Genomic DNA, 25,932 nt, shown 5'->3' with positions numbered 1-25,932 from the left:
CCGAAGGACGACGACATGATATTAGCAAGCTTGAAAACAGAAAATCCGGACGGGCAACTGATCGCGGTCTCGCCCGACCACCAGCGCTATGTGAAAATTGAGGAGCCGGTGTCCAGCCTTCTCGCGGCCACAGAAAACTGGGGCGGACTGAGCGCGAATTTGCAGGCTGCGTCCGATCAGCTTTCTCAAGGGGGTGGCGACACGCTGGATATCACCCAGCTGGCAGCGCCCATGCCGCGCAGCTGGCAATGGCTGGACGGCTCGGCTTTCTCGACTCATGGTGATCTCATGCAGATCGCTTTCGGCCTGGATCCGATCGATACCGACCGCCCGCTGATGTATCAGGGCGTGTCCGACCGGTTCTTCGGACCGACCGAGGATTACCCTTTGCCGACGACCGAACATGGCATCGATTTCGAGGGCGAGTTCGGGGTGATCGTCGACCATGTGCCGATGGGGACGTCCGCCGAAGACGCGATGAAGCATATCAAGCTGATCGTGCAGATCAACGACTGGTCGCTTCGCGCCATTGCCCCGATCGAAATGAAAACCGGCTTCGGCTGGGTCCAGGCGAAACCCGCCTGTTCGATGGCGCCCTTTGCTGTCACGCCGGACGAACTCGGCGACGGCTGGAAAGACGGACGTGTTTGCCTCAATCTGGAAATCGAGTGGAACGGCAAGAAATTCGGCGCGGCCAATGGCGCGGCGATGGACTTCGGTTTTCACGAGCTTGTCGCCCACGCCGCGCTGACCCGCGATCTGGTGCCCGGCACGATCATCGGCTCAGGCACCGTCTCCAATCCGGAATATGCCGAGGTCGGTTCCAGCTGCATTTCCGAGGTCCGCGCGATCGAGATGATCCGGGACAAGGGACCGGCGACGACCCCGTTCATGTCTTTCGGCGACCGCATCCGCATGGAGGGCAGGGGCGTGGACGGCTCGTCACCCTTTGGCGTGATCGACCAGAAGGTTGTTCAGGCCTAAGAGTCTGGCGCCGCCGATCCCATGAATGCATATCATAGGACTTATGACTTAAAAGGATTTTCGTCCCTTGTATCGCGGAGCTACTGGTAGGGAAAGTAACCGGCGCCCGGGATGACCGGGGCAGGTACTGACAATATTGGAGAGTGACTTGGCCTACCCTTTTTCTTCCGATCAGGTAATGGTGCGAAACCGCTGGTATATCGCCGCGTTCAGCGATGAAATAACTCGAGAGCCGATGGAACGGACAATTCTGGGCAAGGCGGTGGTATTCTACCGCACCGAAGCCGGGAAGCCTGTTGCGATGTACGGAATCTGCCCGCACCGGTATTTCCCACTCGCGCAAGGGAGGCTCGAAGGCGACGCCATTGTCTGCGGCTATCATGGTTTTAAGTTTGATTTTGACGGCAAATGTATCGAAATCCCGTCACAAGGGACCGGCGCCGGTTTTTGCCAGCCGTCCTACCGGATCGAGGAGCGCGGGAGCCTGTGCTGGATCTGGATGGGAGACGAGGATCAATGCGATCCCGCTTTGATTCCGCCTTATGAGGATTTTGGTCTGGACCAGCCGGGCTGGTACGACAGTTCCTACAATTATTGCCATATCGACGGCCGTCCGCAGTTGCTGATCGACAATCTGATGGACCTGACCCATCTGCCTTACGTGCATCACCATATCAAGGGCGCCGAGGGCATGAAGAACCCGAAGCTGCATCAGGAAGAGCGCAACGGGTTTCTCAACGTCGTGCGCGAGATGCCGCTATACTGGAATCCGTTCCACGAGCTGATCTACGGAAAAGACGCCGCCTTTGAAGGCGAGGCTCGGGTCGAAAATGCCACTGCGGTCTACGGGCCGGAACTGATCCGGACCGGCCTTGGCACCATCCAGTCGATCGACGGCGACACCAATGTCCCCCCAGAGCTCGGCACGATCCATATTCTCCACGGCATCACGCCGGAAACGGAAACTACGGTGCATTATTTCGGATTTTCGACCCGCAATTTCCGCTTGGGTGACAAAGGCCTGGACGAGTTCCAGCTCAACTCCGATGTCAAAATCCGCGGCCAGGACAAGGTCGCGATCGAGGCGGTCGAAAAGCGTCTGGATCGGTCGGCAGAGCTGCAGCAGGAACTGTTGGTGAAATCGGACCTGGGCGCGGTCACGGTCAGGAAAATGATCCAGAAAATGCTCGATGCCGAAGCTCGTGAAGACGCATGAGCGAAGGTATATCGACCTGCGGTCATGAACTGAAACCCGTCCCGGTCGAGAAGCGCGGCAAACATCTGGTGGTGGATATCCACGCCCATCTGAATGTTGCAGCGGCGGATGCGATGATCCGGTCCGAAATTCCCGACCCGCCCAATCCGATGGCCTTCATGTCGCCCGCTTCGATGAAGGTGAACGGGGCGATGTTCGGGGAAATTGGCAAGAAGCTGAACGGTGTCGACGACCGGATCGCCGATATGGACCGGCTCGGTGTTGATATGCAGGCGATCAGTCCGTCACCCGGACAATATTATTATTTCGCGCCACCCGAACTGGGACGGAGCGCGGCCCAGACGATCAATGACGGCATTGCCGATGCTGTCGGGCGGCATCCGGACCGGCTGACCGGTCTGGGCACGGTGCCGCTCCAGAATACCGAGATGGCGATTGCGGAACTGCGACGCTGCGTAAAGGACCTCGGCCTTCGCGGGGTTGAGATCGGGACGATTGTCAACGGCGAAGAATTGGCCGACGACCGGTTGCGTCCGTTTTTTGCTGCAGCAGAAGAACTGGATGTGCTGCTGTTCATGCATCCGCTCGGCTTCTCCCATGGCGAGCGACTGGCAGAACATTATCTCGACAATATCATCGGTAATCCGCTGGAATCGTCCATCGCGTTGAGCCACCTCATCTTCGGCGGCGTGCTGGACACCTATCCGGGCCTGAAGCTTTGCGTGGCCCATGGCGGCGGATATCTGCCGGGCTATTGGGGCCGGATGGATCATGCCTATCGCGCCCGTGAAGATTGTCGGCAGCATATCAGCCGCGAACCTTCCGGCTATCTCAGGCAGGTGTGGCTGGACACATTGGTGTTCGACCAGGACCAGCTGGACTTTCTGGTCAAATCCCATGGCGCCGACAAATTATGCCTGGGAAGCGACTATCCCTTCGATATGGCAGAACCCGATCCGGTAGCTTTTCACGAAGCGTTGGACGAGGCGGACAAGGCGCGGATATTGGGTTTGAATGCGGCCGAACTGCTGGGCTTGGTACAGCGCGAACCACGGCCCGAATGTCGAACACTCGCTAGCGGGTAAAGAACCGGAACAAAGGGGAGTAACAATGCCTTATCTCAAAAATGCCTGGTATCCTGCCACATGGGCTGAAAAGCTCGTAAACGATATTCATGCGATCCAAATTCTTGATGACCCCATTGTCCTGTTCCGCAATGGGTCTGGCACACTTTCTGCTCTCTACGATGCTTGCCCACATCGTTTCGCGCCGCTCAGTCTGGGCAAGTGGAAAAGTGGCGTTCTTGCCTGCGGATATCATGGACTTGAATTTGACGGCAGCGGCACCTGCATCCGCAATCCGCATGGCAAGGGCATGATTCCGAAGGCTCTGGGTGTGCGGTCGTATCCTGTAGCCGAGCGCTATGGCATGATCTGGATCTGGGCCGGAGATGCGGACAAGGCAGATGAGAATCTATTGCCTTCATTGCCAATATTGGAGGACGAAGATTTCTCCTGGGTCTTGGGCGAACTGGATGTATCGGCGCATTATGAGCTGGTGATCGACAATCTGCTGGATCTGACCCATGTTGAATTTATGCATCCGTTTCTGGCATCGGAAGGCGGATCGGTGCGAACCAGCTATGCAGCCAAGCAGGATGGCAATATTGTCAGCGCCATCTACGAGACAAGAGACGAAGAAATCACCGGACTATTCCAATTGCTTTGGGAAGGGGAACAGTCGACGGCACATCTCAGGGCCAATATGCGATGGCAGCCACCCACCTATCTCGATCTCGAAACCTCCATGGGAGTCGAAGAGGGAGTCGCTGAGAACGACCCGCGTGTTCCGGTTCTCCACCTTCTGACGCCTATAGGAGAAGAGGGCACTCGCTATTTCTGGGCAGCAGGACGCAATCGGGCGCATGGCAATGAAGAAATATCAAAAATGCTCCATTTCGGCACTCAAAACGCATTTGAGAATGAAGACGAGCCGATGATCAACGCGGTTCGCAGCCGCATGCATTCCAATGATCTTTTTGCTCATAAACCTGCCTTATTGCCGACGGATGAAGCCGGGGTCCGAGCCCGTCGGATATTGGCCAGGCTGATCGAGGATGAATGTCGGGATGATGAAAATCAGGCTTGATGAGGCCGCGCGGGTTTCGCTACCCTAGTTTTCCAGCTTCTGGGCGATTTCCTGCAGTCGGGTTACGACCCAGCGGACAGCTTCGTCATTGGTGTTTTTCGCAGACCATTGCGCCACTTCCCGTACTTTCGGAAACTCGAACGGCAATTCATAGACATTGATTGGTAGTGTGTCGCTGATCTGTGCAGCAAGACGCCGGTGGATGGTTGCGATTCTGTCGGTCTTGATGACAAAGCGGGGCACCGATGCGAAACTTGGTGCGAAGGTTTCTATGGTTCGATGGATCCCGATCCGGCGCAATGCGGTTTCGTCAAAACCGGGCACATTATGGTTCAGCCGGACCGAAACATGGCCGAGCTGCTCATATAATGCCTTCGTCATATTGCCGTTGATATGGGAATTGTCTCTCCACGCGATAACGACAAAGTCATCTTCGTAAAGGCACTCGCTGGGCAGTTTGGCATCCACCAGAAAATCGAGCGCGATGATGATGTCCGTCTGGCCGCGTTGCAGCATGGTGACCGGATCTTCGGCAAGAGGCAGTACCGTGAAGCGGATGTTCGGCGCTTCCCTTGAAAAAATTCCGACCGCTTCGGTTAGCAGGACATGCGCGACGACATCGATCGCCGCTATCGAGATTGTTCGATCGGACAGGGCAGGGTCGAATTCTTCCGGCGTCAGGATGGTCTCGCGGATCAGTGCCAGCGCAGCCTTGACCGGCTGGATCAATGCTTCGCCACGCGGCGTACAGGTCATCGCGCGTCCCGACGGGACCAGCAAATCATCCTCGAAGAACTCGCGCAATCTGCTCAGGGCCGCGCTGGCGCCGGATTGGCTGAGATTCAGTCGTTCAGCAGCCAGCGAGACGCTTTGCTCTTCGAGCAAGGCGTCAAGCACAACCAGCAGATTCAAATCCAGTTTTTCAAAACGCATGATGACCGTTAGCTAGCACCTGTGGCGGAATCCGGCAATCACTATGCTAGCCGGAAACTTCTGCGGCTACGCGACTGCTTTATGCCGTTCTACCATTCGGTTATGAACGGCCCGAAGTTCGGTGTCCTGCCTCCGGTTTCCTCGGCAACAACCTTGTTGACCTGCCGTCCGAGATAGGTGATTTCGCTTTCGACGATATCGCCGGGGCGCATCCAGCGGTTGCCATGCGAGGCACCATTGCCGGGAGGTGAGCCGGTGATCAAAAGATCTCCCGGCGTCAGCTTTATCCGTTCCGATGCGTAAGACAGAATTTTTTCAGGTGGAAAGATCATGTCGCTGATCGGCCAGTCCTGCATCGTTTGCCCGCTCAGTTTCAGAGTGATCTTCACTTTGCTGCGATCAACAAATTCCTTGGGCACGGCAAATGGTCCGAGCGGCTTGAAATTGGGTTGGTGCTTGCTGACCCAGTCGTAACCGAATTTGACGTCGGCACGGCGGAATTCATCGACGGTCCCGATATCATTACACATTACATAGGCAGCGATCACATCGTCAGCTTCCTCGGAAGTAAGATAGCGGCCGGTGTTTTTTGTGATCACGCCGAATTCCAGTTCCCAGTCCGGATGTTCGCCGATCAGCGGGAGAATGATATCATCATTGGCACCGCAAAGGGAGGAGTGCAGGCCGGTCCAGAAAAACGGCATGCCCTCTTTTGCCCGCCGGTCGACTTCAGCCAGGTTGCGTGCATAGAAGGATTCGTCGCTTTCGCCTGGTTCCCTCTTGTCCTGGTTGAACTTATTGTGCGTCATCATCTCTGCAACATGGGCGCGATAATTCGATCCGGCGCAAAGCATATTGGGGTGCGCAACGACAGGCAGAGCCTTGAGATTTTCGAAACGCAATTCTACTTTGCCTTTCTTGGCGGCAAGGTCGTTCAATCCGTCAACGGCTCTATCCCAGTCGGCGAAAATGGCATGCGTATCATGATATTGGTCGGAAAGATCGAATACCGTTCCATCGGGAAGGACCAGACCGGGGAACTGCTTTCCCTCGGCGGTTTGATATGTGCCTACGCCAAAGCTTCCTTCGGCCAGGCCTGTAGCGGAGTTGAAATTTGTCATGGATTATTCCTTTGAAACTAGAAGTGGGAGAAATCGAAGTCTTACCGGATGAGCATCCGCGACAGGACTGCATCGCGGTTGATGAAATGATGTTTCAGAGCGCTGGCTATGTGCAGCATGATCAGGACGATCATAAGCCAACCGCCGATTTCGTGTACTTCATGTGCAGCCCCGGCCGAAGCCATGTCCACCGGCACCGGAAGAAACGGAATCTCGAACGGTCCTGCCTCGATCGGATGGCGTTTGGGGAAGGCCGAGGTCATCCACCATCCCGAAAGCGGCATCGCCAACAACAGAAGGTAGAATAGCATATGCGTGCTTCTGGCGAACAGGCGCAGGGGTTTTGCCATCGAGTCCGGCAGAGCAGGCGGCTTGTGTGTGAGCCGCCAGAGAAGCCGGACAACAGTCAAAGATAATATCGTCAGGCCGATCAGCTTGTGGCTGTTGGTTGCAAAGTCATGTCCGGCACTGTCCCCCGAACCGCCGTAAAGGATGAGCGGGATCGTGACCAGGACCAGCGCCGCGACCATCCAGTGCAGCCAGACGGCAACACGCGAATATCGCATGGATGCCTTGTTCTCCCGAGAAAGGTTCTGAGCCCTAGTCTTCAAAATAGGCCTCCGGCGGCTTTGAACTCCAGGCATCCATTTCATGGGAAGAAATGTCGTGATGGCCGGTTTCGTGCTTGTTGTTCAGCAAGTCGGTATCGGTGAAGGTCTCGAACCGGTATCTGTCCGGGTCAAACCAGACATCGAACACATGGCAGCCCAGAGGGTGCCGCCCGATACCCCAATTGGGTTGCCAGCCCCTCGACAATAACCAGCGGTGCGCCCGAGCCTGTGCTTCGAAATCCTGTGCTTCGAAAGAAATATGGTGCAGGTCTGTTTTGTCGGACTGGGCAAGGAACACCGAATGATGATCGACCCATTCCTCGCCTCGATCAATTCTCATGAATGCCACGACCGTATGTTCGGGATTTCCCGGGACATGCATGGAGTCGCTGACTTTGAGGCCGATTGTTTTTTCGAACCACTCTGCGCTTGCCTTATAGTCTTTTACAAACAACCCCAGATGTCCCAGCCGGTACAAAGTCGCGGGTCCAAGTGGACGGGTGCTTTGTGGCTCACCGAACCGGGTCCGTGCTGCCGGCGTATTGGGACGCAGTTCCGGTTGAACTTCTATTGGGACATCTCCCGCTATTCCGTACACCAGATCGACTTTCATCCCTTCAGGGTTGGTGAGCGTCACTCCCAGACCGCCGCCGGGTGTGTCGAGCTCGCGGATGGCGGTCGCGCCATGGTCGCTGATTGCGTTCTCCAGGTCTCTTTCACTGTCGACAAGGAAACCGAGGCTGGAAAAACCACGTTCTCCGGGTCGGGCCTGATAACACCATGCATCGCCGCCGCCGGTTTTCATGACAAGATTGTCGTTGCTTTTCTCGACGGTGAGGAGACCGAAATCTTCCGCAAATTGTTGCGTTTTATCAAGATCGGTAACGGTGAAGGAAACGTGGTGAAGTGAACGGACTGGCATTGCTCTCTCGCTATTTGTTTGTGCAGCACATCGGGGTGCCAGCTTGAAACTTGTACCGAATTCAACGCAGAGCCGGTAGAAAGCAAACTGTTGTCTAAAATAGCAGCTATTTTGCGAAATGATTTCTTTCGAAAACGGCGGACCCATTTGGGGCCCGGCAATGCTCTTAACAGAATTCGAGATTTGTCCGAATTTGCTGACTACTGACTCCCTGGCTGCACATGCACGGGTATCTCACAACGGAGCGGGTTTCCATGTCAGCATATACCGTCACGATTGACATGGCGCATGGCATCTGTTCTGCCTCTGGACATAATAATCAAGGAGAGAAAAATGTCTGTCGTCACCACCGAGAAACAGAACAATATTCTTGTCATCATCTCGAACAACCCTCCGGTCAACGCGCTTGGCGCGGCCGTACGCCAGGGACTGGTCGACGGCATCGAAGAAGCGTTATCCGATGATGAGATAGAAGCGGTGGTGATCCGCTGTGACGGACGGACATTTTTTGCCGGTGCCGACATAACCGAATTTGGCAAGCCGATGCAGGGGCCCAATTTGGGCGAGGCCCTCGACCGGCTGGAGGCCAGCAGCAAGCCGGTTGTTGCGGCCATTCACGGCACCGCGCTGGGTGGTGGCTGCGAAGTTGCACTGGCCTGTCACTATCGGGTTGCTGTTCCGTCGGCTAAAATGGGCCTGCCCGAGGTCAAGCTGGGGCTTATCCCGGGCGCGGCCGGGACCCAGCGCCTTCCGCGGGTCGTCGGCGCGGAAGCGGCGTTACCCATGGTTGTGATTGGGAATCCCATTTCGGCGACCAAGGCCCACTCGATCGGACTTGTAGACAAAATCGTCGGTGAAGACAGCCTGGCCAAAGATGTAATAGCCTTCGCCCGCGAACAGATCGGCAAACAACCGCCCCGGTCTTCCGAAGGCACAGCCAACGAAGATGGCGTAAAAAACCCCGCGATATTCGACGAATTCCGTCAGAAAAATGGTCGGAAAATTCGTGGCTTCGAGGCTCCGGAAGCGGGCATTCAGGCGGTTAAGGCTGCGGGGGAATTGTCCTATGCCGATGGCGTCGCGAAAGAGCGTGAACTGTTCATAAAGCTGATGACCGGCACCCAGTCGGCAGCCATGCGACACTATTTCTTCGCCGAACGTGCTGCAAACAAGATCGACGGTATCGACCCCAAGATCGATCTCATCCCGATTAATAAAGTCGGTATTTTGGGTGCCGGGACCATGGGTGGCGGCATTGCCATGAACTTTTTGTCCGCCGGCATTCCGGTGACCATTGTTGAATTGAAAGAAGAAGCGCTCGACCGGGGCGTTGGCGTGGTCCGGAAAAATTACGAGAACACAGCCAAGCGCGGCCGGATGACGGAGCAGCAAGTCGAGGATGCCATGGGCATTTTGACGCCCAGCCTGTCCTATGGTGATCTAGCCGATTGCGATCTGGTGATCGAAGCGGTGTTTGAAAATATGGATGTCAAAAAGGACGTGTTCACCAAGCTTGATGCAATCGTCAAACAGGGCGCGATCCTGGCCAGCAACACCAGCTACCTGAATATCGACGAGATCGCTGCGGTAACGAAGCGGCCCGAATATGTGCTCGGCTTGCACTTCTTCTCGCCAGCCAATGTGATGAAGCTGCTGGAAATCGTGCGCGGCGAGAAGACCGCAGACGATGTACTGATGACCGCGATGAAGCTGTCGAAAAAGATCGGCAAAGTCGCGGCCGTCTCGGGCGTCTGCCCCGGCTTTATCGGCAACCGGATGCTCAGCCCGCGTCAGGAGCAGGCCAATCTCATTATCATGGAAGGCGCCAATTACTGGGACGTCGACGATGTATTGCTCGAATTCGGTTTTCCGATGGGACCGTTCCAGATGTCCGACCTGGCCGGCGTGGATATCGGCTGGCATCGCGATCCGGAACGGGTCGAGACCTTGCGCGACGCGTTGTGCGCCGTCGGTCGCTGGGGCCAGAAAGTCGGCAAGGGTTTTTATGACTATGATCAGGCGCGTCAACGCACGCCATCCGATGAGGTCAAACAGATCATCGCCGAATTCGCTGCCAAATCCGGCAAGGCGCAGCGTGAAATTTCGAAAGACGAAATTCGCGAGCGCCTGCTCTATCCGATGGTCAACGAAGGCGCCAAAATCCTCGAAGAAGGCATGGCCCAGCGCGCGAGCGATATCGATGTCGTCTGGATCAATGGTTACGGCTGGCCGCTTTATACCGGCGGTCCGATGTTCTGGGCCGATACGGTTGGGCTCGACAATATTGTCGCCGGCCTGGAAAAACACGGTCTGCCGGTTGCAAACATGTTGCAGGAAAAGGCCGCCGCAGGAGGCAAGTTCAACAAATAGAACAATTTTTATCGTTTAGGAGAGAAAATTTTGTCAGCTGAAGCAATAGATCCACTGGAAAAGTGGACACCGCCTGCTGGATGGCCCGTACGGTCGCGCAAGGAAGTCGAATCCATCTTGTGCGCCCCGGACCAGCCGTTTGAAATGGAAATGGTCGATATTGACGGCGTCGCAACCCGTGTCTGGAAACATGCCCATCCCACGCTCGCCGCCATGGCGGAACATGCGCGCGGCCATGGTGACAGCGAATTCCTGATATATGCAGATGAACGCGTTACCTATGAGAACTGGTACCGCGCGGTCGCCGCTCTGGCTTTCGAACTGCAGAATATGGGCGTGGCCAAAGGTGACCGGGTGTCGCTGGCGATGCGCAATCTGCCCGAATGGCCGGTGATATTTTTTGCAGCGACGTCGGTTGGTGCGATTGTTGTCCCGCTCAATGCATGGTGGACCGACCAGGAGCTGGTCTTCGGACTGGCCAATTCCGAAACCAGCGTGCTGCTCTGTGATGCCGAGCGATGGGATCGCATTGCGCCCCACATGGCGGACCTGCCCGATCTCGACCATGTCATTGTGGCGCGCAGCCCGGTGGCGTTGGCAGATCCTGCGCGTCCTCTGGAAGAAATTATCGGCCGGCCCAATGACTATGCGGAATTGCCTGATCAGAAACTACCGGCGGTTGATATCGCACCCGATGATCCAGCGACTATTTTCTACACCAGCGGCACGACCGGACAGCCGAAGGGGGCGCTCGGTTCGCACCGCAACCTCACCACAAATGCAATTTCGGTCGGCTATTCCGGCGCGGCGGCAGCCTTGCGACGCGGCGACGAGCTTCCCGAGCCTACGGTTCGCGTGGGCCTGACGGTGGTGCCCATGTTCCATTGCACGGCCTGTTCGGCGATAATGATGCCGACTGTTCACGGCGGCCACAAGATGGTCTTCCTGCACAAATGGGATACCGTCCAGGCGATGGAGATTATCGAACGGGAAAAGGTCAATGCAACCGGCGGCGTGCCATTCATTGCGTGGCAGTTGATCGAACATCCGGACCGCGACAAATATGACCTCAGCTCCATCGATTCCATCGCCTATGGCGGTGCCCCTTCTGCGCCGGAGCTCGCCCGGAAAATCTATGAAGTTTTCGGCGCTCTTCCCGGCAACGGCTGGGGCATGACCGAAACCATGGCGACGGTTACATCACATAGCGCCGAGGATTATCTCAATCGGCCGACCAGTTGCGGTCCGCCGGTGGCGGCAGCAGACCTGAAGGTTATGAGCGACGACGGCAGCCAGGAAATGCCCGTCGGTGACGTCGGCGAACTGTGGGCCCGCGGTCCGATGGTGGTCAAAGGCTATTGGAACCGTCCGGACGCGACGGCTGAAACCTTTGTCGACGGCTGGGTGCGGACCGGCGATCTGGCCCGACTGGATGACGAAGGTTTCTGCCATATCGTGGACCGCGCGAAAGACATGATCATTCGGGGCGGAGAGAATATCTATTCATCCGAGGTGGAGAATATTCTCTACGACCACCCGGCTGTGATGGATGCGGCGCTCGTTGGCATCGACCACAAGACACTGGGCGAAGAACCGGCGGCTATCGTTCAGCTCGTTCCAGGCAAAACCGCCAGCGAGGCGGAATTGCAGCAATGGGTCCGGGAACGGCTGGCCAGTTTCAAAGTGCCGGTACAGATTCTGTTCCGGACCGAAAGCCTGCCCCGTAACGCCAATGGCAAGATATTGAAAAAGGATCTGAAGACGCTTTTCTGAGCCTCAGACTTTGGGCGGCATCAGTCGGATAAGACCTTCTTGTACGGCCGATGCGACCAATGTGCCGTCCTGCCGGTAAAGCGAACCTCGGTTGAGGCCGCGCGTGCTGCCGGTCCAGTCGCTGTCCATCACGTAACATATCCATTGATCGACCCTGAAATCGTCATGGAACCACATGGCATGATCAAGGCTGGTCGAGAATAGTCCCGGCGTTGTCCAGTGCAGTCCATGCGGTATCATCGACGTCGAGAGCAAGCCCATGTCCGAGGCGAACGCCAAAGTCGCCCGATGGGTAAGCGGGTCGTCGGGCAGCGGTGCGACGGTCTTGAACCACTGATATTGGCGCGCGTGCTTGGTTTTGGCTTCGGGGTGGAAGCTGCGCACGTCAAAGGGCCTAGGCATGCTCATCCGCTCAATATGTTTGTCCGAGACCTGCGGGTTCCGGGCGATTTGCTCCATCGCGCTCAGACAGTCTTCCGGCGGCAATACATCGGGCATATCCACCTGATGATGCAGCCCTTCGGCCGGCTTCTGAAAGGAAGCCGTCAGATTGAAGATGACCTTGTCATTCTGACGGACAACGACCCTGCGGTTGGAAATGCTCCGTCCGTCAAAATCGCGGTGTACCCGGAAATGCAGCGGCTTTGTTTCGTCTCCGGCCCGCAGAAAATAGGAGTGGAGCGAATGGATATTCTTCTCGTCGTCAACCGTGCGGTCCGCCGCGACAATCGCCTGCGCGATCACCTGTCCGCCAAAAATCCGTTCGCGCGCGGTGGAGCTGAGCGCAGGAAAAATGAACTCGTCATCACCATCCGCGGTGAGCGTGAAAGTCCGGAGCAATCCGGCGATAAGTTTCTCTGCGGGCACGGAAGTGCGATGGGCCAGAGCGGCGGACAGCCGGCGCTCGACTTGTTCGTCTGTTAGTTGATCCAAAACTGCGTTTATTCCTTAAAATCTATCTTATTCTGACTGATGCGAAGGCTCAGGGGTATATTTCGAACAGTCCGGCACCGCCTTGTCCACCACCGATACACATGGTGACGACGCCCCATTTGGCGCCCCGACGACGGCCTTCCTGCAACAGATGCCCGGCACAGCGCGCACCGGTCATGCCGAAGGGATGGCCGATCGAGATGGAGCCGCCATTGACGTTATATTTCTCGGGATCGATACCCAGCCGGTCGCGGCTGTACAGACATTGGCTGGCAAAGGCTTCGTTGAGTTCCCAGATATCAATGTCGTCAACGGTGAGGCCCTGGCGCTCCAGCAGTTTGGGAACGGCAAATACCGGGCCAATGCCCATTTCATCCGGTTCGCATCCGGCTACCGCCCAGGATACAAAACGCCCCAATGGCTTCAGACCGCGACGCTCCGCTTCCTTCGCTTCCATAAGCACGAGCGCGGCGGCTCCATCGGACAACTGGCTGGCGTTACCGGCCGTGATATATTTATCTTCGCCCATGATCGGTTTCAGACTGGCCAAGCCTTCCAAGGTGGTCGTGGGGCGATTACACTCGTCCCGATCCACCGTGTAATCGACGATGGTTTCCTCCTTGGTTTCCCGGTCAACGACTTTCATCCTGGTCTGCATGGGGACGATTTCATCGTCAAAAAGCCCGGCTTCCTGGGCCTTCGCAATACGCTGCTGCGATTGCAGGGAATATTCGTCCTGATATTCGCGGCTGATATTGTAGCGCTCTGCAACGATATCGGCGGTCTCGATCATCGGCATGAAGATCGCGGGCGCGATTTTCAGAATTTCCTCGTCGATACTGCCTTCGGGCGCACGGGGGCCCTGCATCGAAATGCTTTCGACGCCGCCTGCGACAACGCAATCCGCGCCGTCGCCGCGGATATGGTTTGCCGCTATCGCGATAGACTGCATGCCGGACGAGCAGAAGCGGTTAACCGTGGCCCCGGCGGTGGTTTTGGGAAGCCCTGCAAGAAGCGCCGCGTTGCGCCCGATATTGGGAGCCGCGTGCGCGACATTGCCGAAAATACAATCATCGACGAAATCGCTTTCGACACCCGACTTGGCAACGGCATGTTTCACCGCATGGGCAGCCATTGTCATCGGAGGCGTGATATTGAAGCCGCCGCGTCCGGCTTTGGCGAGCCCGGTGCGAGCATAGGATATGATGACTGCTTCACGCATATTGAATTCTCCTGCCGATGTGCCGCGAGTGTTGGTTTTGGTGTCGCGGTCTGTGTCCAAGCGGATTTATAGGGGGCAGGGTGCAAAAGTCCACCGCAGAGCCGCGCATAAAGACATGGTAGGGGCACGGCGGCGGGATGGTGGCAAAAGTGCAGCGCACCTTCCCGAAGCCTAACGGGTCCGGGCAAGCATTTACGGTGGTCCGAAAACGCAACGTTGGAGCAGTTCGACGACCGCAATCCACCCCCGTCAACAGCGGACAGATCAGCCCTGGGCCCCGTATTTCGATTGTGATCCGGAGCGGAGAAAGGGACTGCAGGCTGGTGGGAAATCTCCTAAATGGGCCGAATTATTTGTTTGCGCCTTCCAAACAAAAGTTTTTGCTGCGGTGCACAATGAATGTTGCGGTGCGGAAACGATGGGCCTATCCTCGTGCCAAAGCTCATCGGACATTCGCTCGATACACAGGAATTTGAACATGATAAAAAATGTGCTGGCTGGATTTTTTATTCTCGGCCTTATGGGTTGCTCCGGCGACCCGGAAGCTCCCGTGCAACAGGCTATGCCGGTGGAAATATACACTGTGAGCGAATCCGAAATACCCAATATTATAGAGCTTCCCGGGCGTGTGGAGGCTGTGCGCGTCGCAGATGTTAGAGCGCGGGTCACCGGCATCGTGCAGCGGCGTCTCTATGAGGAAGGCTCAAATGTGCGGGCCGGACAGCCGTTATTCTCGATTGATCCTTCGGAATTGCGTGCCAGCACCGCGCAGGTGCGAGCCAGCCTGCAACGGGCAAGAGCCACGGCAGCCAATGCGCAAGCGGTGGTAGATCGCTATCGGCCGCTGGTTGCGGAACAGGCTATAAGCCGTCAGGAATATGATGCAGCAGTAGCAGCTTCCCGCGAAGCCCAGGCCAGCGTAGCCCAGATCAAGGCAGAGCTTGACGCCGCAAATCTGCAACTTGGTTATACCACGGTCCGGGCGCCCATCAGCGGTCGTGCGCGGAGCGCCGAAGTGACCGAGGGCGCGCTGGTTAGTGCCTCTGAAGCCACGTTGATGACGCGTATAGAACAGGCCGATCGCGTTTATGTCACCTTTGCTCAGTCTTCCTCGCGCGTTCTGGACGTCAGGCGGGGGATTACCGACGGGACCATTGTCTTGAACGAAAATGATAGCGCAGAGGTCGAACTGATTTTCGAAGACGGCACCCAATATCCGATCCCCGGCCAGATCGACTTTCTGGATTTTTCGGTCAACGAGACCACCGGTACGGTGGACTTGCGGGCCGAGTTTGCCAACCCGTCCGGACTCTTGCTGCCAGGTGAATTTGTCCGGGCTCGAATATTTGTGGGCAAGAAGAAAGGGGGCTTTATGGTTCCTCAGAAAGCCGTAACCATTAGCGAAACTGGGGGCACCGTCATGGTTATTGATGGTGACGGCAAGGCGGCCGAGCGCTCCGTCGAACTGGGCGCAATGGCCGGTGCCAAGTGGATAATCGAAAGCGGGCTGAAAGCTGGCGACAAGGTCATCGTCAGCAATTTGCAGAAAATCCGGGCGGGCGTGCCGGTGACAGCAAAAAATTCTATGAATGTATCGGATAGCGCCGGCACTAAAGCCGCACCGAAAACGCCGACTGCTCCATCTGCTTCCAAACCGAAAACGGAGGCCGTGCGATGATCCTGTCGAGCCAGCTATATATTTCGCGAAAGTTGGGCTGAGCAGTGCCAAGATATTTTATTGATCGCCCCATTTTTGCATGGGTCATCGCGCTCGGCATATTATTGTCCGGCTTCATCGCCTTGCGCCAGTTGCCGATCGAGCAATATCCTGAAGTGGCCCCGCCATCCCTGAGCATATCGGTCGTCTATCCCGGCGCAGATGCCGCGACGCTGGAACAAAATGTGATCCAGCTGATCGAGCAGCAGCTGAACGGTATCGAAGGCTTTTTGTATATGTCCTCGTCCAGCCAGTCCAATGGCACGGGCTCGATCACGCTGACTTTCGAAGCGGGCACGGACATAGACATTGCGCAAACCGACGTGCAAAACAGCCTCAGCACAATCGAGGCCCGCCTGCCCAGTGATGTGACCCAGCAGGGGATTCAAGTGCGGCAAGCCACCAGCGGCTTCTTGCAGATCGTCGCGTTGACCTCGAAAAGCGGCGACCTTGATTCCACCGATCTCGGCAATATCGCATCGACCCAGATCATTGACGAGTTACGCCGGGTAAACGGAGTTGGTGACGTGACTCTGCTCGGTTCCGAATATGCCATGCGGGTCTGGCTTGACCCCGAACGCCTCGCTTCGTTCAAGCTAACGCCATCGACGGTTCTCGCCGCAATCCGCGAACAGAACAGCCAGACCGCCGGCGGTTCCCTCGGCGCGCTTCCTGTTCTGGAAGACACCCAGATCAACGCTACCATCACGACTCAAAGCCGGTTCACCACTACCAAGCAGTTCGAGGAAATCATATTGCTCGCCGAAACCGGCGGCGCGACGGTCCGTCTGGGTGATGTCGCGCGCGTGGAAATCGGCGCGCAAAGCTATTCCACATCGACAACGCTGAACGACCAGCCGATGGCGGGGATGGCGATACAGCTCGGCACAGGAGCCAATGCGCTTTCGGTCGCCGAAGGGGTTGAGGCGCGGATGCAGGCAATCGAATCCAGTCTCCCCGCTGACGTCAAATGGAGCATACCTTACGACACCACCCCCTTCATCACTATTTCCATCGAAGAGGTTGTCACCACCCTGATCGAAGCAATGGTTCTGGTGTTCCTCGTCATGTTTCTTTTCCTGCAGAGCTGGCGAGCCACATTGATTCCCACATTGGTGGTACCGATCGCGCTGGCGGGCGCGTGTCTGGGACTGTGGATGTTCGGATTTTCGATCAACGTGCTGACCCTGTTCGGCATGGTGCTCGCCATCGGCATATTGGTCGATGACGCGATCATCGTGATTGAAAATGTAGAACGGATCATGCGCGAAGAAGGGCTCGGGCCGGTCGAGGCGTCACGTAAGGCGATGGACCAGATAACCGGGGCTATTATCGGGATCACCCTGGTGCTGGTCGCGGTGTTTCTGCCGATGGCCTTTTTCCCCGGATCCACGGGCGGCATTTACCGTCAATTCTCGGTAACGCTGGCGGTTTCCATTCTATTCTCTGCGCTGATGGCGTTGACCCTGACTCCCGCTCTGTGCGCGACCCTGCTGAAGCCTATCAGGGACGGCGAGACGGAATCCGACCTGGACGCTGTCGAAGCCGATAAGGAAGAAAATACCGGCGTAGCGAAGATTTGGGCAAAAATTATCGCTTATGTTTCGGATTGGCTAAACAAATTCAATCTTTGGTTTGCGCGGCTGACCGACCGCTACGGCCGTGCGACCGACTCGTTGCTGGGACGCCCCATGCGCGGCCTTGCCGTGTTCCTGGTACTGTGTCTGGTTGCAGGCCTGTTGTTCCTGCGCCTGCCGACCGCATTCCTGCCCACCGAGGATCAGGGCTATCTGATAACCGTCGTGCAATCGCCTTCGGGCGCCACCCGGGCGCGCACGGAGGAAGCCGTTAAGCCCGTTTCCGATCATTGGATGAACAAGGATGAGGTTTCTGATCTGGTCGTGGTGCGCGGTTTTAGTTTCTATGGGCAGGGCCAGAATAATGCGATGATGTTTTCGCCCTTGATCGATTGGAACGAACGCTCCGCCGATGAAAGCCAGGCGGATGCGTTGTGGAGCGAGGCGATGGGACAATTCGCGCAAAATGAAGATGCGATCATATTCGTGATACAACCGCCCGCCATCCAGTCTCTGGGCAACGCCAGCGGCTTCAGCGTGAAAATCGAAGATCGCGCCGGTTTGGGCCGGGCCAGGCTGACAGAAGCGCGCAATCAGTTGCTTGGCATCTTGTCGCAAAGCGATGTGGTCACGGGCGTGCGGCCGGAAGACCAGGAACCCGCCCCGCAACTCAAGGTCGATATCGACAGGGTATTGGCGCGTTCGCTTGGTCTGTCCATCAGCGATGTGAACACCACATTGTCGATCAATTTTGGTTCCGCTTTCGCCAATGAGTTCATTCTCGACGGGCGATCGCTGGAAGTCTATGTGCAGGCAGACGCCCGATACAGGATGACCCCGGATGACGTGATGGCGCTGCGGGTGCCGAACGATCAGGGTGAGCTGGTACCATTTTCAACATTCGCCACCGCCAAATGGACGGCCGGGGCGCCCAGTCTTGCGCGCTATAACGGCTATCCTGCGATGACCGTTTCGGGATCTGCTGCGGCCGGCATGTCATCCGGCGATGCCCTGGCAGCGGTCGAAGAGGCGATGACGCAAATGCCCGAAGGGATCAGCTATGAATGGACCGGTCTCAGCTATGAAGAGAAGCAGTCAGCGGGCCAGATCGGCTTGTTGCTGGGTCTTTCCGTGCTGGTGGTCTTCCTGCTGCTGTCCGCGCTATACGAAAGCTGGGCCGTGCCCTTGGCGGTCCTGCTGATCATTCCGATCGGCGTCTTGGGCGCAGTGGTATTTTCCCTGCTGCGCGGATTGTCGGCTGACATATATTTCAATGTCGGGTTGATAACCATCATCGGACTGGCGGCGAAAAACGCCATTTTGATTGTCGAATTCGCCATTGAGGAAGAGGCGGCGGGCAAATCGACTATCGATGCGGTCAAAACGGCTGCAATCTTGCGTCTGCGTCCGATCATCATGACCTCGCTTGCCTTCATCCTGGCGATGGTGCCGCTGGCGATTGCGACGGGTGCCGGCGCGAACAGCCGCATAGCTGTGGGAACGGGCGTGATGGGCGGCATGGTCAGCGCAACCGCTATCGGCATCTTCATCATACCCCTGCTGTACATGCTGGTACGGCAGAAATTGAGCCGACAGGCTCCGATGGCGGCCGGTTCACTCGATGAAGACCAGGCAGAAGGGAAAAGCGCATGACCAGACCGTCCCGTCTTGCATTATCCGTTGTTTTGGCCTGCTCCACCTTGCTCGGCGGATGCGTGAATCTGGCGCCTGAAGACCGGCGTCCGGAGCTTGCTACCGCGCCGGGCTATGATGGCGAATATCGTCCCGACGGCGCCGTTATCGCCTCGCAACTGGGCTGGAGCGAATATTTCAACGATCCGCAGCTTAAACGGCTGCTCGCTGCCGCGGTCGAAAACAACCGTGACCTGGTGGCAGCTACGGCGCGCATCGAACAGGCGCGCGCCCAATACCGGATCCAGGACAGCCAGCGCCTGCCGCAAATCGACGCCAGCGGTAGCGGGATTCGCACGCGCACGCCGCTCGAGACGGACACCGGCGGCAGCAGTTCGGTCACAATCGACAATTATAATGTCGGCGTTGCCGTCACCTCTTTCGAACTGGATTTCTGGGGCCGCGTCCGCAATTTGAGTGACTCCGCGCGCGCCAGCTATCTGGCAACCATATCGGCCCAGCGCGCTTTCTATCTTTCACTGATCGGTGATGTCGCCTCGACCTATCTCGATCTTATCGAAACGCGGGAACAGATCGCGTTCGCCGAAGCGACCCTGCAAAGCCGGACCGAAGGCTTGCGGATCGCCAAATTGCGGCTGGATGCCGGTGTCACATCGGCTCTCGATTACCGGCAGGCAGAAGTGCTGTTGACCCAAGCGAAGCAAACATTGGGGGCACAACGCCTCTCGCACGCACAAGCCTGCAACCAGTTGACGGTATTGGTTGGTGGCCGGCTTTCCGCCGATCTGCCCGACAGTCTTCCGCTCGAGAGGCAGGAATTTGCCGGCCCTCTCGACGCAGGTCTTCCTTCCGATCTGTTGCTCACCCGTCCTGACATCGTCGCAGCCGAACAAAACCTGAGCGCAGCACGCGCCAATATCGGCGCCGCGCGCGCGGCATTTTTCCCGCGCATATCGTTGACCGGGTCCGGCGGACTAACGTCCGACAGTCTGGATGATCTTTTCAGCAATGACAATTTTACCTGGAGCTTCGGTCCATCGATCAGCCTGCCGATCTTCGACTGGGGCGCACGCGATGCCGACCTCGGCCTTGCCCGGGCTCTCGAAATCGAGGCAGTCGCCACTTATGACAAGACCGTGCAGACGGCATTTCGCGAGGTTTCCGATGCTCTGGCCGGTCGCCGCTGGCTTGGCGAACAGGTCGATACGGCAAGGCGCACGGTTGCGGCGCAAGAAGCGATCGCACGGATAGCCCGTCTGCGCTACCGCGAGGGCGTCGTCAGCTATCTCGAGGTTCTGGACGCAGAGAGAAACCTGTTCAGCGCCCAACAGTCTCTGCTGGAACTGATCCGCGCGAATGACCAGAACCAGGTGTCGCTTTTTATCGCGCTCGGTGGTGGAATCAGACCTTGATTTGGAACGTCGCGCCCTGGTTAGTCGGGCGGGTGATCGTTTTTATCCGGAGTTAGCACTCCCCGGAAACCCGACGTCGCAGGACGTCATCGGCGGCGTAATTCCGTCTGAAAATGACTGGTATCGTATTGGGCGGGATCGGGTTGTGGCGGACAGGGTGGGATTCGAACCCACGGAGAGCTTGCACCCTCGGCGGTTTTCAAGACCGCTGCATTCGACCACTCTGCCACCTGTCCGCATGGCCCTTAGGGCGGGGTCGCACGCGTCCTAGCGCCATCGTTTTGAAAGCGCAAAACATTTGTGAACGCCTGAAACCGAGCAGAGGGATTTCGCTGATTTCCGCCTTTCGGGGCGAGTGGTTGTTTCTTCGGGTTATTTAGGGATTCCCCTCAGACTCGCTTTGTGCGACAACGGCGTGACGAAAGGGAAGTAATCATGCGTATCATGACCGCCATCGCTTGCGGCGCTATTGCTCTTTTTGGCATCAGCACCGCAGCAGCTATGCAAGACGCCAAAGCCCAGAGCAGTTCCGGATTTGAATCCTATCTGCTGGAGGTACGCCAAAAAGCTCTGCAGGAAGGCGTGCGAGCGCAAACACTGGATCAGGTTTTGCCCGGTCTTACTTACAATCCAAGAGTCGTTGAGCTGGATCAGTCACAACCGGGTGGCAGCCCAAATAGCGCAATCCCGCCTTTCGCACCCTATCAGCGGCGGCATATCACAAGCCAGCGGATCGCCAGCGGCAAGGCGGCCTATCGTCGCCTGATTGCCAAGCTGGTCGACGTCGAACGCGATACCGGCGTGCCGGGTCCGATCATCATGGCGATATATGGCAAGGAAACCAATTATGGCTCCTACATGGGCGATTTCGATATTCCTCGTTCGCTGGCAACGCTGGCCTATGAAGGCCGCCGGCGCTCGCTGTTCGAGCCCGAATTGCTCGCCGTGCTGCAGTTGATTGACAAAGGTGTTCCGCAATCGGCGCTCAAGGGAAGCTGGGCAGGGGCCATGGGCATGCCGCAGTTCCTGCCTTCGGTTTATCTGCGACTGGCGAAGGATGGCAGCGGCGACGGATATGCGGATATCTGGAACAATGAAAATGATGCTGTGGCATCGATTGCCAATTATTTTGTCAATTCCGGCTGGCGCCGCGGAGAGCCGTGGGGCATCGCCGTCAATGTCCCGTCGTCGCTCAACCGCGACGCAGTGGCGAGCAAGATCGTGCCGACCCGTTGTCCTCGTGTATTTGGCCGCCATAGCCAGTGGAAGACTATGGCGGAATGGCGCGCGCTTGGCGTTGCTCCGGCAACAGGGAAGAGCCTCGACGAGAATGTGATGGCGACGTTGCTCGAACCCGATGGAGCAGGCAATACAGCCTATTTGCTGACGGGCAATTATCGCGTCATACTGGATTATAATTGTTCGAATTTTTACGGGCTAGCAGTGGGGTTATTAGCGGATGAAATACGCAGTTAGGTTTGGAATATTGTCGACGGCTACACTGGCATTGGCCGGATGTAGCGGATCGCGCGATTTTGGCCAGTTTCCCGATGGCTCGCCCCCGCCTCGCGGTGCAGGACAGGTCGCTGGCTCGGCGGCAGTGTCCGACTATCCCCAGAAAATCGGTGATCCCTACAAAGTTGGCGGAAAAACCTACACGCCCGAGGATGTGCAGAGCTATGACGAAGTCGGCTATGCCAGCTGGTATGGCGAAGAGCTGTCCGGCAACCAGACGGCCAATGGTGAAATTTTCAATCCGCAGGGCATTTCTGCAGCGCATAAGACGCTGCCCCTGCCGTCTTATGTCGAGGTGACGGCGCTCGATACCGGTCGCACGATCCTGGTACGGGTCAACGACCGCGGACCTTTTGCCAATGATCGCCTGATTGACCTCTCGCACGGTGCCGCCAAGCAGCTGGGTATCGATCGTGATGGAGTGTCAGGGGTGCGCGTTCGCAAGGTCAATCCGAACGAACAGGAGCGGGCCGTGCTGCGTATGGGGGCTCCGGCAACCGAGCGGATCGCCACGCCGGACTCCCTGTTGTCGATATTGCGGAAAAATCTCGCCAAGCTGCCTCGTCCGGCCGCGCCGATCAGGCAGGCTGCTGCACCAGCATCTTCGTCTCCGGCTTCAGGTCCACCCAATCGCCCCGTTGCTTCACCCCCGGCGACAAGTGGAACGCGTGATGGCCGCTTCATCGTCGAGAATGCCGGACGTCCGGTCGCAGCGGAAAATAGTGTGGGAGACAATTATGTCGGAGGCCTGGCCGGATCCTATGCCGTGCAGGTTGCGGCATTCAGCAACAAATCGCGAGCAGACACGCTGGCCAAGAAAATCGGGGCACAAGTGTTTCCGGATGGCACGCGAACGATTTGGCGTGTTCGCTACGGTCCTTATGCCAGTGAAAAGGATGCGCAAGCAGGGCTGGCACAGGCGCAGCAGCGCGGCTATAGCGGAGCTCGAATCTTGCGCACGGACAAATAGCTTTTTGCCGTTAAATTTTGATCGGGAATCCTGTCCTAAATGAAAAAATATCTTCTGGTGTCACTGCCTTTCATCGCCTTGTCGTCGGTTGTCGCCGCCGCGCCCGGTTTCGAAACCGAAGCGCCTATTGCCTATATGACAGATCTGTCATCAGGCGCGGTTCTGTTCGAGAAAAATGCCGACAAGCAGATTCCGCCGGCATCAATGGCGAAAATGATGACAGTCTACGTCGCCTTTGACCTGATCAACAAGGGCAAGCTCAAGCTGGATGACAAATTTCGCGTCAATGAAGCAACCTGGAAGAAATGGAACAACCAGGGTTCTACGATGTTCCTTGGTGTCGGTGATCAGGTCAGCGTCAGCGATTTGCTGCACGGCATCGTGACGCTGTCAGGCAATGACGCCTGCGTTGTGCTTGCGGAAGGAATCGCCGGCACCGAAGAGGCCTTTGTCGGGCTGATGAACAAGCGGGCAAAGGAACTCGGCATGTCGAACAGCCGGTTCGGCAATAGCAACGGTTGGCCGGATGAAGGCAGGACCATGGTTACGGCACGGGATCTCGCCAAGCTCGGTTCGGCGACAGTCAATAATTTTCCGAAACTATATGATGATTTCTACGGCCAGGATGAATTCGCCTGGAATGGTATCAAACAGTCCAACCGCAACCCGTTGATGGGCAAGGTCGCAGGATCGGACGGCTTGAAAACCGGTCATACCGAAGAAGCCGGCTATGGTTTCACCGGCTCGGCTGAACAAAAGGGCCGGCGTCTTGTGTCGGTACTTGCCGGGCTGGACAGTTATGGCGGTCGGATCGAGGAATCGGTCAAATTCATGAACTGGGGCTTCAACGCCTGGGAGCCGAGAAAGCTTTTTGACAAGGGCACGAGAGTGCAGAATGCAGAAGTGCAACTGGGGGACAGTTCTACTGTTTCACTCGTGGCCGCCAGGGATTTATTTGCAACAATTCCAAAGGCTTCTGACGGTAACATATCGATGAAAGTGACCTATAACGGTCCGATCAAAGCCCCCATCACCAAGGGTCAGCCGATCGCGAAACTGATCGTAAGCACGGCAGATGCCGGACAGCAGTCGGTTGATCTGGTCGCAGGCGAAGACGTGGGCGAGGCCGGTTTCCTTGATCGTGTCTGGGCCGGACTGAAATCCCTGCTCGGATTGGCGTGACCCAGGGCCGCTTCATCACGCTGGAAGGCGGTGAGGGGACCGGCAAGTCGACCCAGGCGAGGGCGCTCGCTGAAGCTCTTGAGAAAAATGGCTTTAAGGCTCTGCTCACCCGGGAACCCGGCGGCACTCCGGGCGCGGAGACCATCCGCGAGCTATTGCTGACCGGGGCAGAAGAAAAATGGAATATTCGCACGGAAGCGCTGTTGTTCGCCGCTGCGCGCGCCGAACATTGCACCAAATTGATCCGGCCGGCTCTAGCGCGGGGGGACTGGGTCATTTGCGACCGGTTCATTGACAGCAGCAGGGCCTATCAGAGTGTTTGCGGAGAGATCAGCGACGCTGAAATCATGGACTTGCACCGGATAGGCAGTGAAAATCTGATGCCGGACCGGACGTTTGTGCTCGACTTGCCCGAAGCCGTTGCCTCAAAAAGAGCCGACGCGCGGGATCGCGGCGACAGCGACCGTATCGGAGGCAGGGACAGCCGCTATCACCGGGCGGTCATGGCCAATTTTCGAAAGTTCGCAGCCGACGAGCCCGAGCGCATTGCGCTCGTCGATGCTTCGCAATCCGTTGAGGCGATAACCGAGGCTCTGATGATCAATCTCGACGGCATGATGGCATGACGTCATATCTCGGTCATGAGAGGCCCCGGCAGATATTCCATCAGGCCCTGGCCAAGGACATGCTCCACCACGCGTGGATTCTTGCGGGTGACAAGGGATTGGGCAAGGCCGCCTTTGCCCAGCAAGCTGCGCATTTTCTCCTCAACTCGCGTAATCCGCAGGCCGTTTTCTCGGATGATCAGGATGATGAGGCCGGCCATCTTCTCGCCGCAGGCTCCCATCCCGATTTTCGCCTGCTCCGGCGCGGCCCGAAGGGTGACAAGGAAGAGAAGAAGGCACGGGACAATGGTCTGGATTCGCTCGAAGAGCATGAACTGGCTCGCAATATCAAGGTTGACCAGATCCGGTCCCTTCAACCCTTGTTCCAGAATCAGGCTTCGATCTCGGAATATCGGATAGTAGTGATTGATGCTGCCGACGATCTGGAACGCGCCGGCGCCAACGCAATCTTGAAAAATCTTGAAGAGCCACCGAAAAACACGATTTTCTTTCTGATAAGCCATATGCCCGACAGGCTTTTGCCGACGATCCGTTCCCGTTGCCAGATGTTGCGATTTGATCCGCTGGGCGCCGATGACATGCGCAAGGTGTTGAAGGCCGCCGTGTCAGATCTGGATGAGGCGGATCTGGAGACACTTGTTCTTGCCGGGGAAGGGTCGCCAGGTCGCGCCCTGCAATATGCCGAGGTGGGGCTTGCCGAACTGGAGGGAATCGCCCGGCAGATTATCAAATCGGGTGACAGGGACAACAGTCTTAAAAGCGAGCTCGCTCGCAAGCTTTCGCTAAAGGCAGCAACGCCGCGATACCGCGCATTTCTGGACCGGGCCCCCAGCCTCATCGCAGAGCAGATCAAGGCTCCCGAACGGGCTTTTTCTGTACAATCCATTGAAAAATGGCGAGAAGCAAGCGAATTAGCCTCGACTGCCCTTCCCAAAGCATTGGATAATCAGGCGGTCATCTTCCGACTGGGCAGCCTGATGGGGGATCTTGCCGGAGACAGTTAAGAAGATTTGATATTTTGGCTGTTTACAAGCGCCGCCAATGCAT

Annotated in this window: 21 protein-coding genes and 1 tRNA gene; 14 read left to right on the top strand and 8 right to left on the bottom strand. The window is 57.1% G+C overall.

Annotated elements, in window-relative coordinates:
- Nucleotides 1-15: 15 nt before the first annotated feature.
- The 4 genes from CHN51_RS15140 to CHN51_RS15125 all read left to right on the top strand — a co-directional run bounded on the left by CHN51_RS15140 (nt 16) and on the right by CHN51_RS15125 (nt 4,348).
- Complete coding sequence (locus CHN51_RS15140; protein ID WP_100094767.1) at nt 16-984, top strand: fumarylacetoacetate hydrolase family protein; 969 nt, start codon at nt 16-18, stop codon at nt 982-984.
- A 148-nt stretch (nt 985-1,132) separates the two neighbouring features.
- Nucleotides 1,133-2,200, top strand: a complete 1,068-nt coding sequence (locus CHN51_RS15135) for an aromatic ring-hydroxylating dioxygenase subunit alpha (protein WP_240616758.1) — start codon at nt 1,133-1,135, stop codon at nt 2,198-2,200.
- A complete protein-coding gene (locus CHN51_RS15130; RefSeq protein WP_100094765.1) occupies nt 2,197-3,285 on the top strand; it encodes an amidohydrolase family protein in 1,089 nt (362 codons plus the stop codon). Before CHN51_RS15135 ends, CHN51_RS15130 begins: the two co-directional genes overlap by 4 nt.
- A 25-nt stretch (nt 3,286-3,310) precedes the next feature.
- On the top strand, nt 3,311-4,348 hold the full coding sequence (locus CHN51_RS15125; protein ID WP_164089236.1) for an aromatic ring-hydroxylating dioxygenase subunit alpha: 1,038 nt from the start codon (nt 3,311-3,313) through the stop codon (nt 4,346-4,348).
- Nucleotides 4,349-4,372: 24 nt separating this feature from the next.
- Here CHN51_RS15125 and CHN51_RS15120 read toward each other — a convergent pair whose 3' ends face one another.
- From CHN51_RS15120 to CHN51_RS15105, 4 genes are all read right to left on the bottom strand, one after another.
- Complete coding sequence (locus tag CHN51_RS15120) at nt 4,373-5,281, bottom strand: LysR family transcriptional regulator (RefSeq protein WP_100094763.1); 909 nt, start codon at nt 5,279-5,281, stop codon at nt 4,373-4,375.
- An 89-nt stretch (nt 5,282-5,370) separates the two neighbouring features.
- Nucleotides 5,371-6,402: a fumarylacetoacetate hydrolase family protein gene (locus tag CHN51_RS15115; protein WP_100094762.1), complete on the bottom strand. Its 1,032-nt coding sequence runs from the start codon at nt 6,400-6,402 to the stop codon at nt 5,371-5,373.
- A gap of 41 nt (nt 6,403-6,443) precedes the next feature.
- Nucleotides 6,444-6,968, bottom strand: coding sequence for a cytochrome b (locus CHN51_RS15110; RefSeq protein WP_100094761.1), 525 nt, complete (start codon nt 6,966-6,968; stop codon nt 6,444-6,446).
- A 34-nt stretch (nt 6,969-7,002) separates the two neighbouring features.
- Entirely contained in the window at nt 7,003-8,082 is a 1,080-nt protein-coding gene (locus CHN51_RS15105; protein ID WP_100094760.1) for a VOC family protein, read from the bottom strand.
- Between the two features lie 186 nt (nt 8,083-8,268).
- Between CHN51_RS15105 and CHN51_RS15100 the strand changes: the two genes are divergently transcribed.
- A complete protein-coding gene (locus CHN51_RS15100) occupies nt 8,269-10,305 on the top strand; it encodes a 3-hydroxyacyl-CoA dehydrogenase NAD-binding domain-containing protein (RefSeq protein ID WP_100094759.1) in 2,037 nt (678 codons plus the stop codon).
- A 54-nt stretch (nt 10,306-10,359) separates the two neighbouring features.
- Nucleotides 10,360-12,078 (top strand): class I adenylate-forming enzyme family protein, encoded by a 1,719-nt coding sequence (locus CHN51_RS15095; RefSeq protein WP_240616960.1) that lies wholly within the window; start codon nt 10,360-10,362, stop codon nt 12,076-12,078.
- 3 nt (nt 12,079-12,081) lie between these two features.
- Here the strand turns inward: CHN51_RS15095 and CHN51_RS15090 are convergent, their stop codons facing one another.
- Nucleotides 12,082-13,011 carry an acyl-CoA thioesterase II gene (locus tag CHN51_RS15090; protein ID WP_100094758.1) on the bottom strand — a complete coding sequence of 310 codons (930 nt, stop codon included), beginning with the start codon at nt 13,009-13,011 and terminating at the stop codon, nt 12,082-12,084.
- A 49-nt stretch (nt 13,012-13,060) separates the two neighbouring features.
- Nucleotides 13,061-14,233: a thiolase family protein gene (locus tag CHN51_RS15085; RefSeq protein ID WP_100094757.1), complete on the bottom strand. Its 1,173-nt coding sequence runs from the start codon at nt 14,231-14,233 to the stop codon at nt 13,061-13,063.
- Between the two features lie 478 nt (nt 14,234-14,711).
- Between CHN51_RS15085 and CHN51_RS15080 the strand changes: the two genes are divergently transcribed.
- Genes CHN51_RS15080 through CHN51_RS15070 form a run of 3 tightly spaced genes read left to right on the top strand, consistent with a single transcriptional unit; the run spans nt 14,712 to nt 20,592 of the window.
- The gene (locus CHN51_RS15080; protein WP_100094756.1) at nt 14,712-15,911 is read left to right on the top strand and encodes an efflux RND transporter periplasmic adaptor subunit; all 1,200 of its coding nucleotides are present in this window, start codon (nt 14,712-14,714) and stop codon (nt 15,909-15,911) included.
- A 44-nt stretch (nt 15,912-15,955) separates the two neighbouring features.
- Entirely contained in the window at nt 15,956-19,180 is a 3,225-nt protein-coding gene (locus CHN51_RS15075) for a multidrug efflux RND transporter permease subunit (RefSeq protein WP_100094755.1), read from the top strand.
- Complete coding sequence (locus CHN51_RS15070; protein ID WP_100094754.1) at nt 19,177-20,592, top strand: efflux transporter outer membrane subunit; 1,416 nt, start codon at nt 19,177-19,179, stop codon at nt 20,590-20,592. Before CHN51_RS15075 ends, CHN51_RS15070 begins: the two co-directional genes overlap by 4 nt.
- A gap of 146 nt (nt 20,593-20,738) precedes the next feature.
- Here CHN51_RS15070 and CHN51_RS15065 read toward each other — a convergent pair.
- Nucleotides 20,739-20,828 (bottom strand) — tRNA-Ser (locus CHN51_RS15065).
- Between the two features lie 265 nt (nt 20,829-21,093).
- Between CHN51_RS15065 and CHN51_RS15060 the strand changes: the two genes are divergently transcribed.
- From CHN51_RS15060 to tmk, 4 genes are read left to right on the top strand one after another with little or no spacing between them, the layout of a single operon-like run.
- On the top strand, nt 21,094-22,068 hold the full coding sequence (locus CHN51_RS15060; protein WP_240616959.1) for a lytic murein transglycosylase: 975 nt from the start codon (nt 21,094-21,096) through the stop codon (nt 22,066-22,068).
- A gap of 10 nt (nt 22,069-22,078) precedes the next feature.
- Entirely contained in the window at nt 22,079-23,077 is a 999-nt protein-coding gene (locus tag CHN51_RS15055; protein ID WP_240616756.1) for a septal ring lytic transglycosylase RlpA family protein, read from the top strand.
- A 39-nt stretch (nt 23,078-23,116) separates the two neighbouring features.
- Complete coding sequence (locus CHN51_RS15050) at nt 23,117-24,259, top strand: D-alanyl-D-alanine carboxypeptidase family protein (protein WP_100094751.1); 1,143 nt, start codon at nt 23,117-23,119, stop codon at nt 24,257-24,259.
- Nucleotides 24,256-24,885: a dTMP kinase gene (gene tmk, locus CHN51_RS15045; RefSeq protein WP_100094750.1), complete on the top strand. Its 630-nt coding sequence runs from the start codon at nt 24,256-24,258 to the stop codon at nt 24,883-24,885. Before CHN51_RS15050 ends, tmk begins: the two co-directional genes overlap by 4 nt.
- A gap of 2 nt (nt 24,886-24,887) precedes the next feature.
- On the opposite strand, the gene CHN51_RS20230 is transcribed toward tmk, so the two are convergent.
- Nucleotides 24,888-25,388 carry a hypothetical protein gene (locus CHN51_RS20230; RefSeq protein ID WP_240616755.1) on the bottom strand — a complete coding sequence of 167 codons (501 nt, stop codon included), beginning with the start codon at nt 25,386-25,388 and terminating at the stop codon, nt 24,888-24,890.
- A gap of 75 nt (nt 25,389-25,463) precedes the next feature.
- On the opposite strand from CHN51_RS20230, the gene CHN51_RS20225 reads away from it, so the two are divergent.
- On the top strand, nt 25,464-25,889 hold the full coding sequence (locus tag CHN51_RS20225; protein WP_240616754.1) for a hypothetical protein: 426 nt from the start codon (nt 25,464-25,466) through the stop codon (nt 25,887-25,889).
- Nucleotides 25,890-25,932: the final 43 nt, after the last annotated feature.

It is taken from the genome of Sphingorhabdus sp. YGSMI21 (genome assembly GCF_002776575.1).
Taxonomy (GTDB): domain Bacteria; phylum Pseudomonadota; class Alphaproteobacteria; order Sphingomonadales; family Sphingomonadaceae; genus Parasphingorhabdus.
This window is presented reverse-complemented; position numbering and strand designations above follow the sequence as displayed.

What these genes read in the sequence shown, in the direction of transcription:
- CHN51_RS15140 (WP_100094767.1), top strand. Translation starts at nt 16, where the DNA reads ATGATATTAGCAAGCTTGAAAACAGAAAATCCGGACGGGCAACTGATC.
- CHN51_RS15130 (WP_100094765.1), top strand. Translation starts at nt 2,197, where the DNA reads ATGAGCGAAGGTATATCGACCTGCGGTCATGAACTGAAACCCGTCCCG.
- CHN51_RS15125 (WP_164089236.1), top strand. Translation starts at nt 3,311, where the DNA reads ATGCCTTATCTCAAAAATGCCTGGTATCCTGCCACATGGGCTGAAAAG.
- CHN51_RS15120 (WP_100094763.1), bottom strand. Translation starts at nt 5,281, where the DNA reads ATGCGTTTTGAAAAACTGGATTTGAATCTGCTGGTTGTGCTTGACGCC.
- CHN51_RS15115 (WP_100094762.1), bottom strand. Translation starts at nt 6,402, where the DNA reads ATGACAAATTTCAACTCCGCTACAGGCCTGGCCGAAGGAAGCTTTGGC.
- CHN51_RS15110 (WP_100094761.1), bottom strand. Translation starts at nt 6,968, where the DNA reads ATGCGATATTCGCGTGTTGCCGTCTGGCTGCACTGGATGGTCGCGGCG.
- CHN51_RS15105 (WP_100094760.1), bottom strand. Translation starts at nt 8,082, where the DNA reads ATGGGTCCGCCGTTTTCGAAAGAAATCATTTCGCAAAATAGCTGCTAT.
- CHN51_RS15100 (WP_100094759.1), top strand. Translation starts at nt 8,269, where the DNA reads ATGTCTGTCGTCACCACCGAGAAACAGAACAATATTCTTGTCATCATC.
- CHN51_RS15085 (WP_100094757.1), bottom strand. Translation starts at nt 14,233, where the DNA reads ATGCGTGAAGCAGTCATCATATCCTATGCTCGCACCGGGCTCGCCAAA.
- CHN51_RS15080 (WP_100094756.1), top strand. Translation starts at nt 14,712, where the DNA reads ATGATAAAAAATGTGCTGGCTGGATTTTTTATTCTCGGCCTTATGGGT.
- CHN51_RS15070 (WP_100094754.1), top strand. Translation starts at nt 19,177, where the DNA reads ATGACCAGACCGTCCCGTCTTGCATTATCCGTTGTTTTGGCCTGCTCC.
- CHN51_RS15060 (WP_240616959.1), top strand. Translation starts at nt 21,094, where the DNA reads ATGCAAGACGCCAAAGCCCAGAGCAGTTCCGGATTTGAATCCTATCTG.
- CHN51_RS15050 (WP_100094751.1), top strand. Translation starts at nt 23,117, where the DNA reads ATGAAAAAATATCTTCTGGTGTCACTGCCTTTCATCGCCTTGTCGTCG.
- CHN51_RS20230 (WP_240616755.1), bottom strand. Translation starts at nt 25,388, where the DNA reads ATGGCTTATCAGAAAGAAAATCGTGTTTTTCGGTGGCTCTTCAAGATT.
- CHN51_RS20225 (WP_240616754.1), top strand. Translation starts at nt 25,464, where the DNA reads ATGCGCAAGGTGTTGAAGGCCGCCGTGTCAGATCTGGATGAGGCGGAT.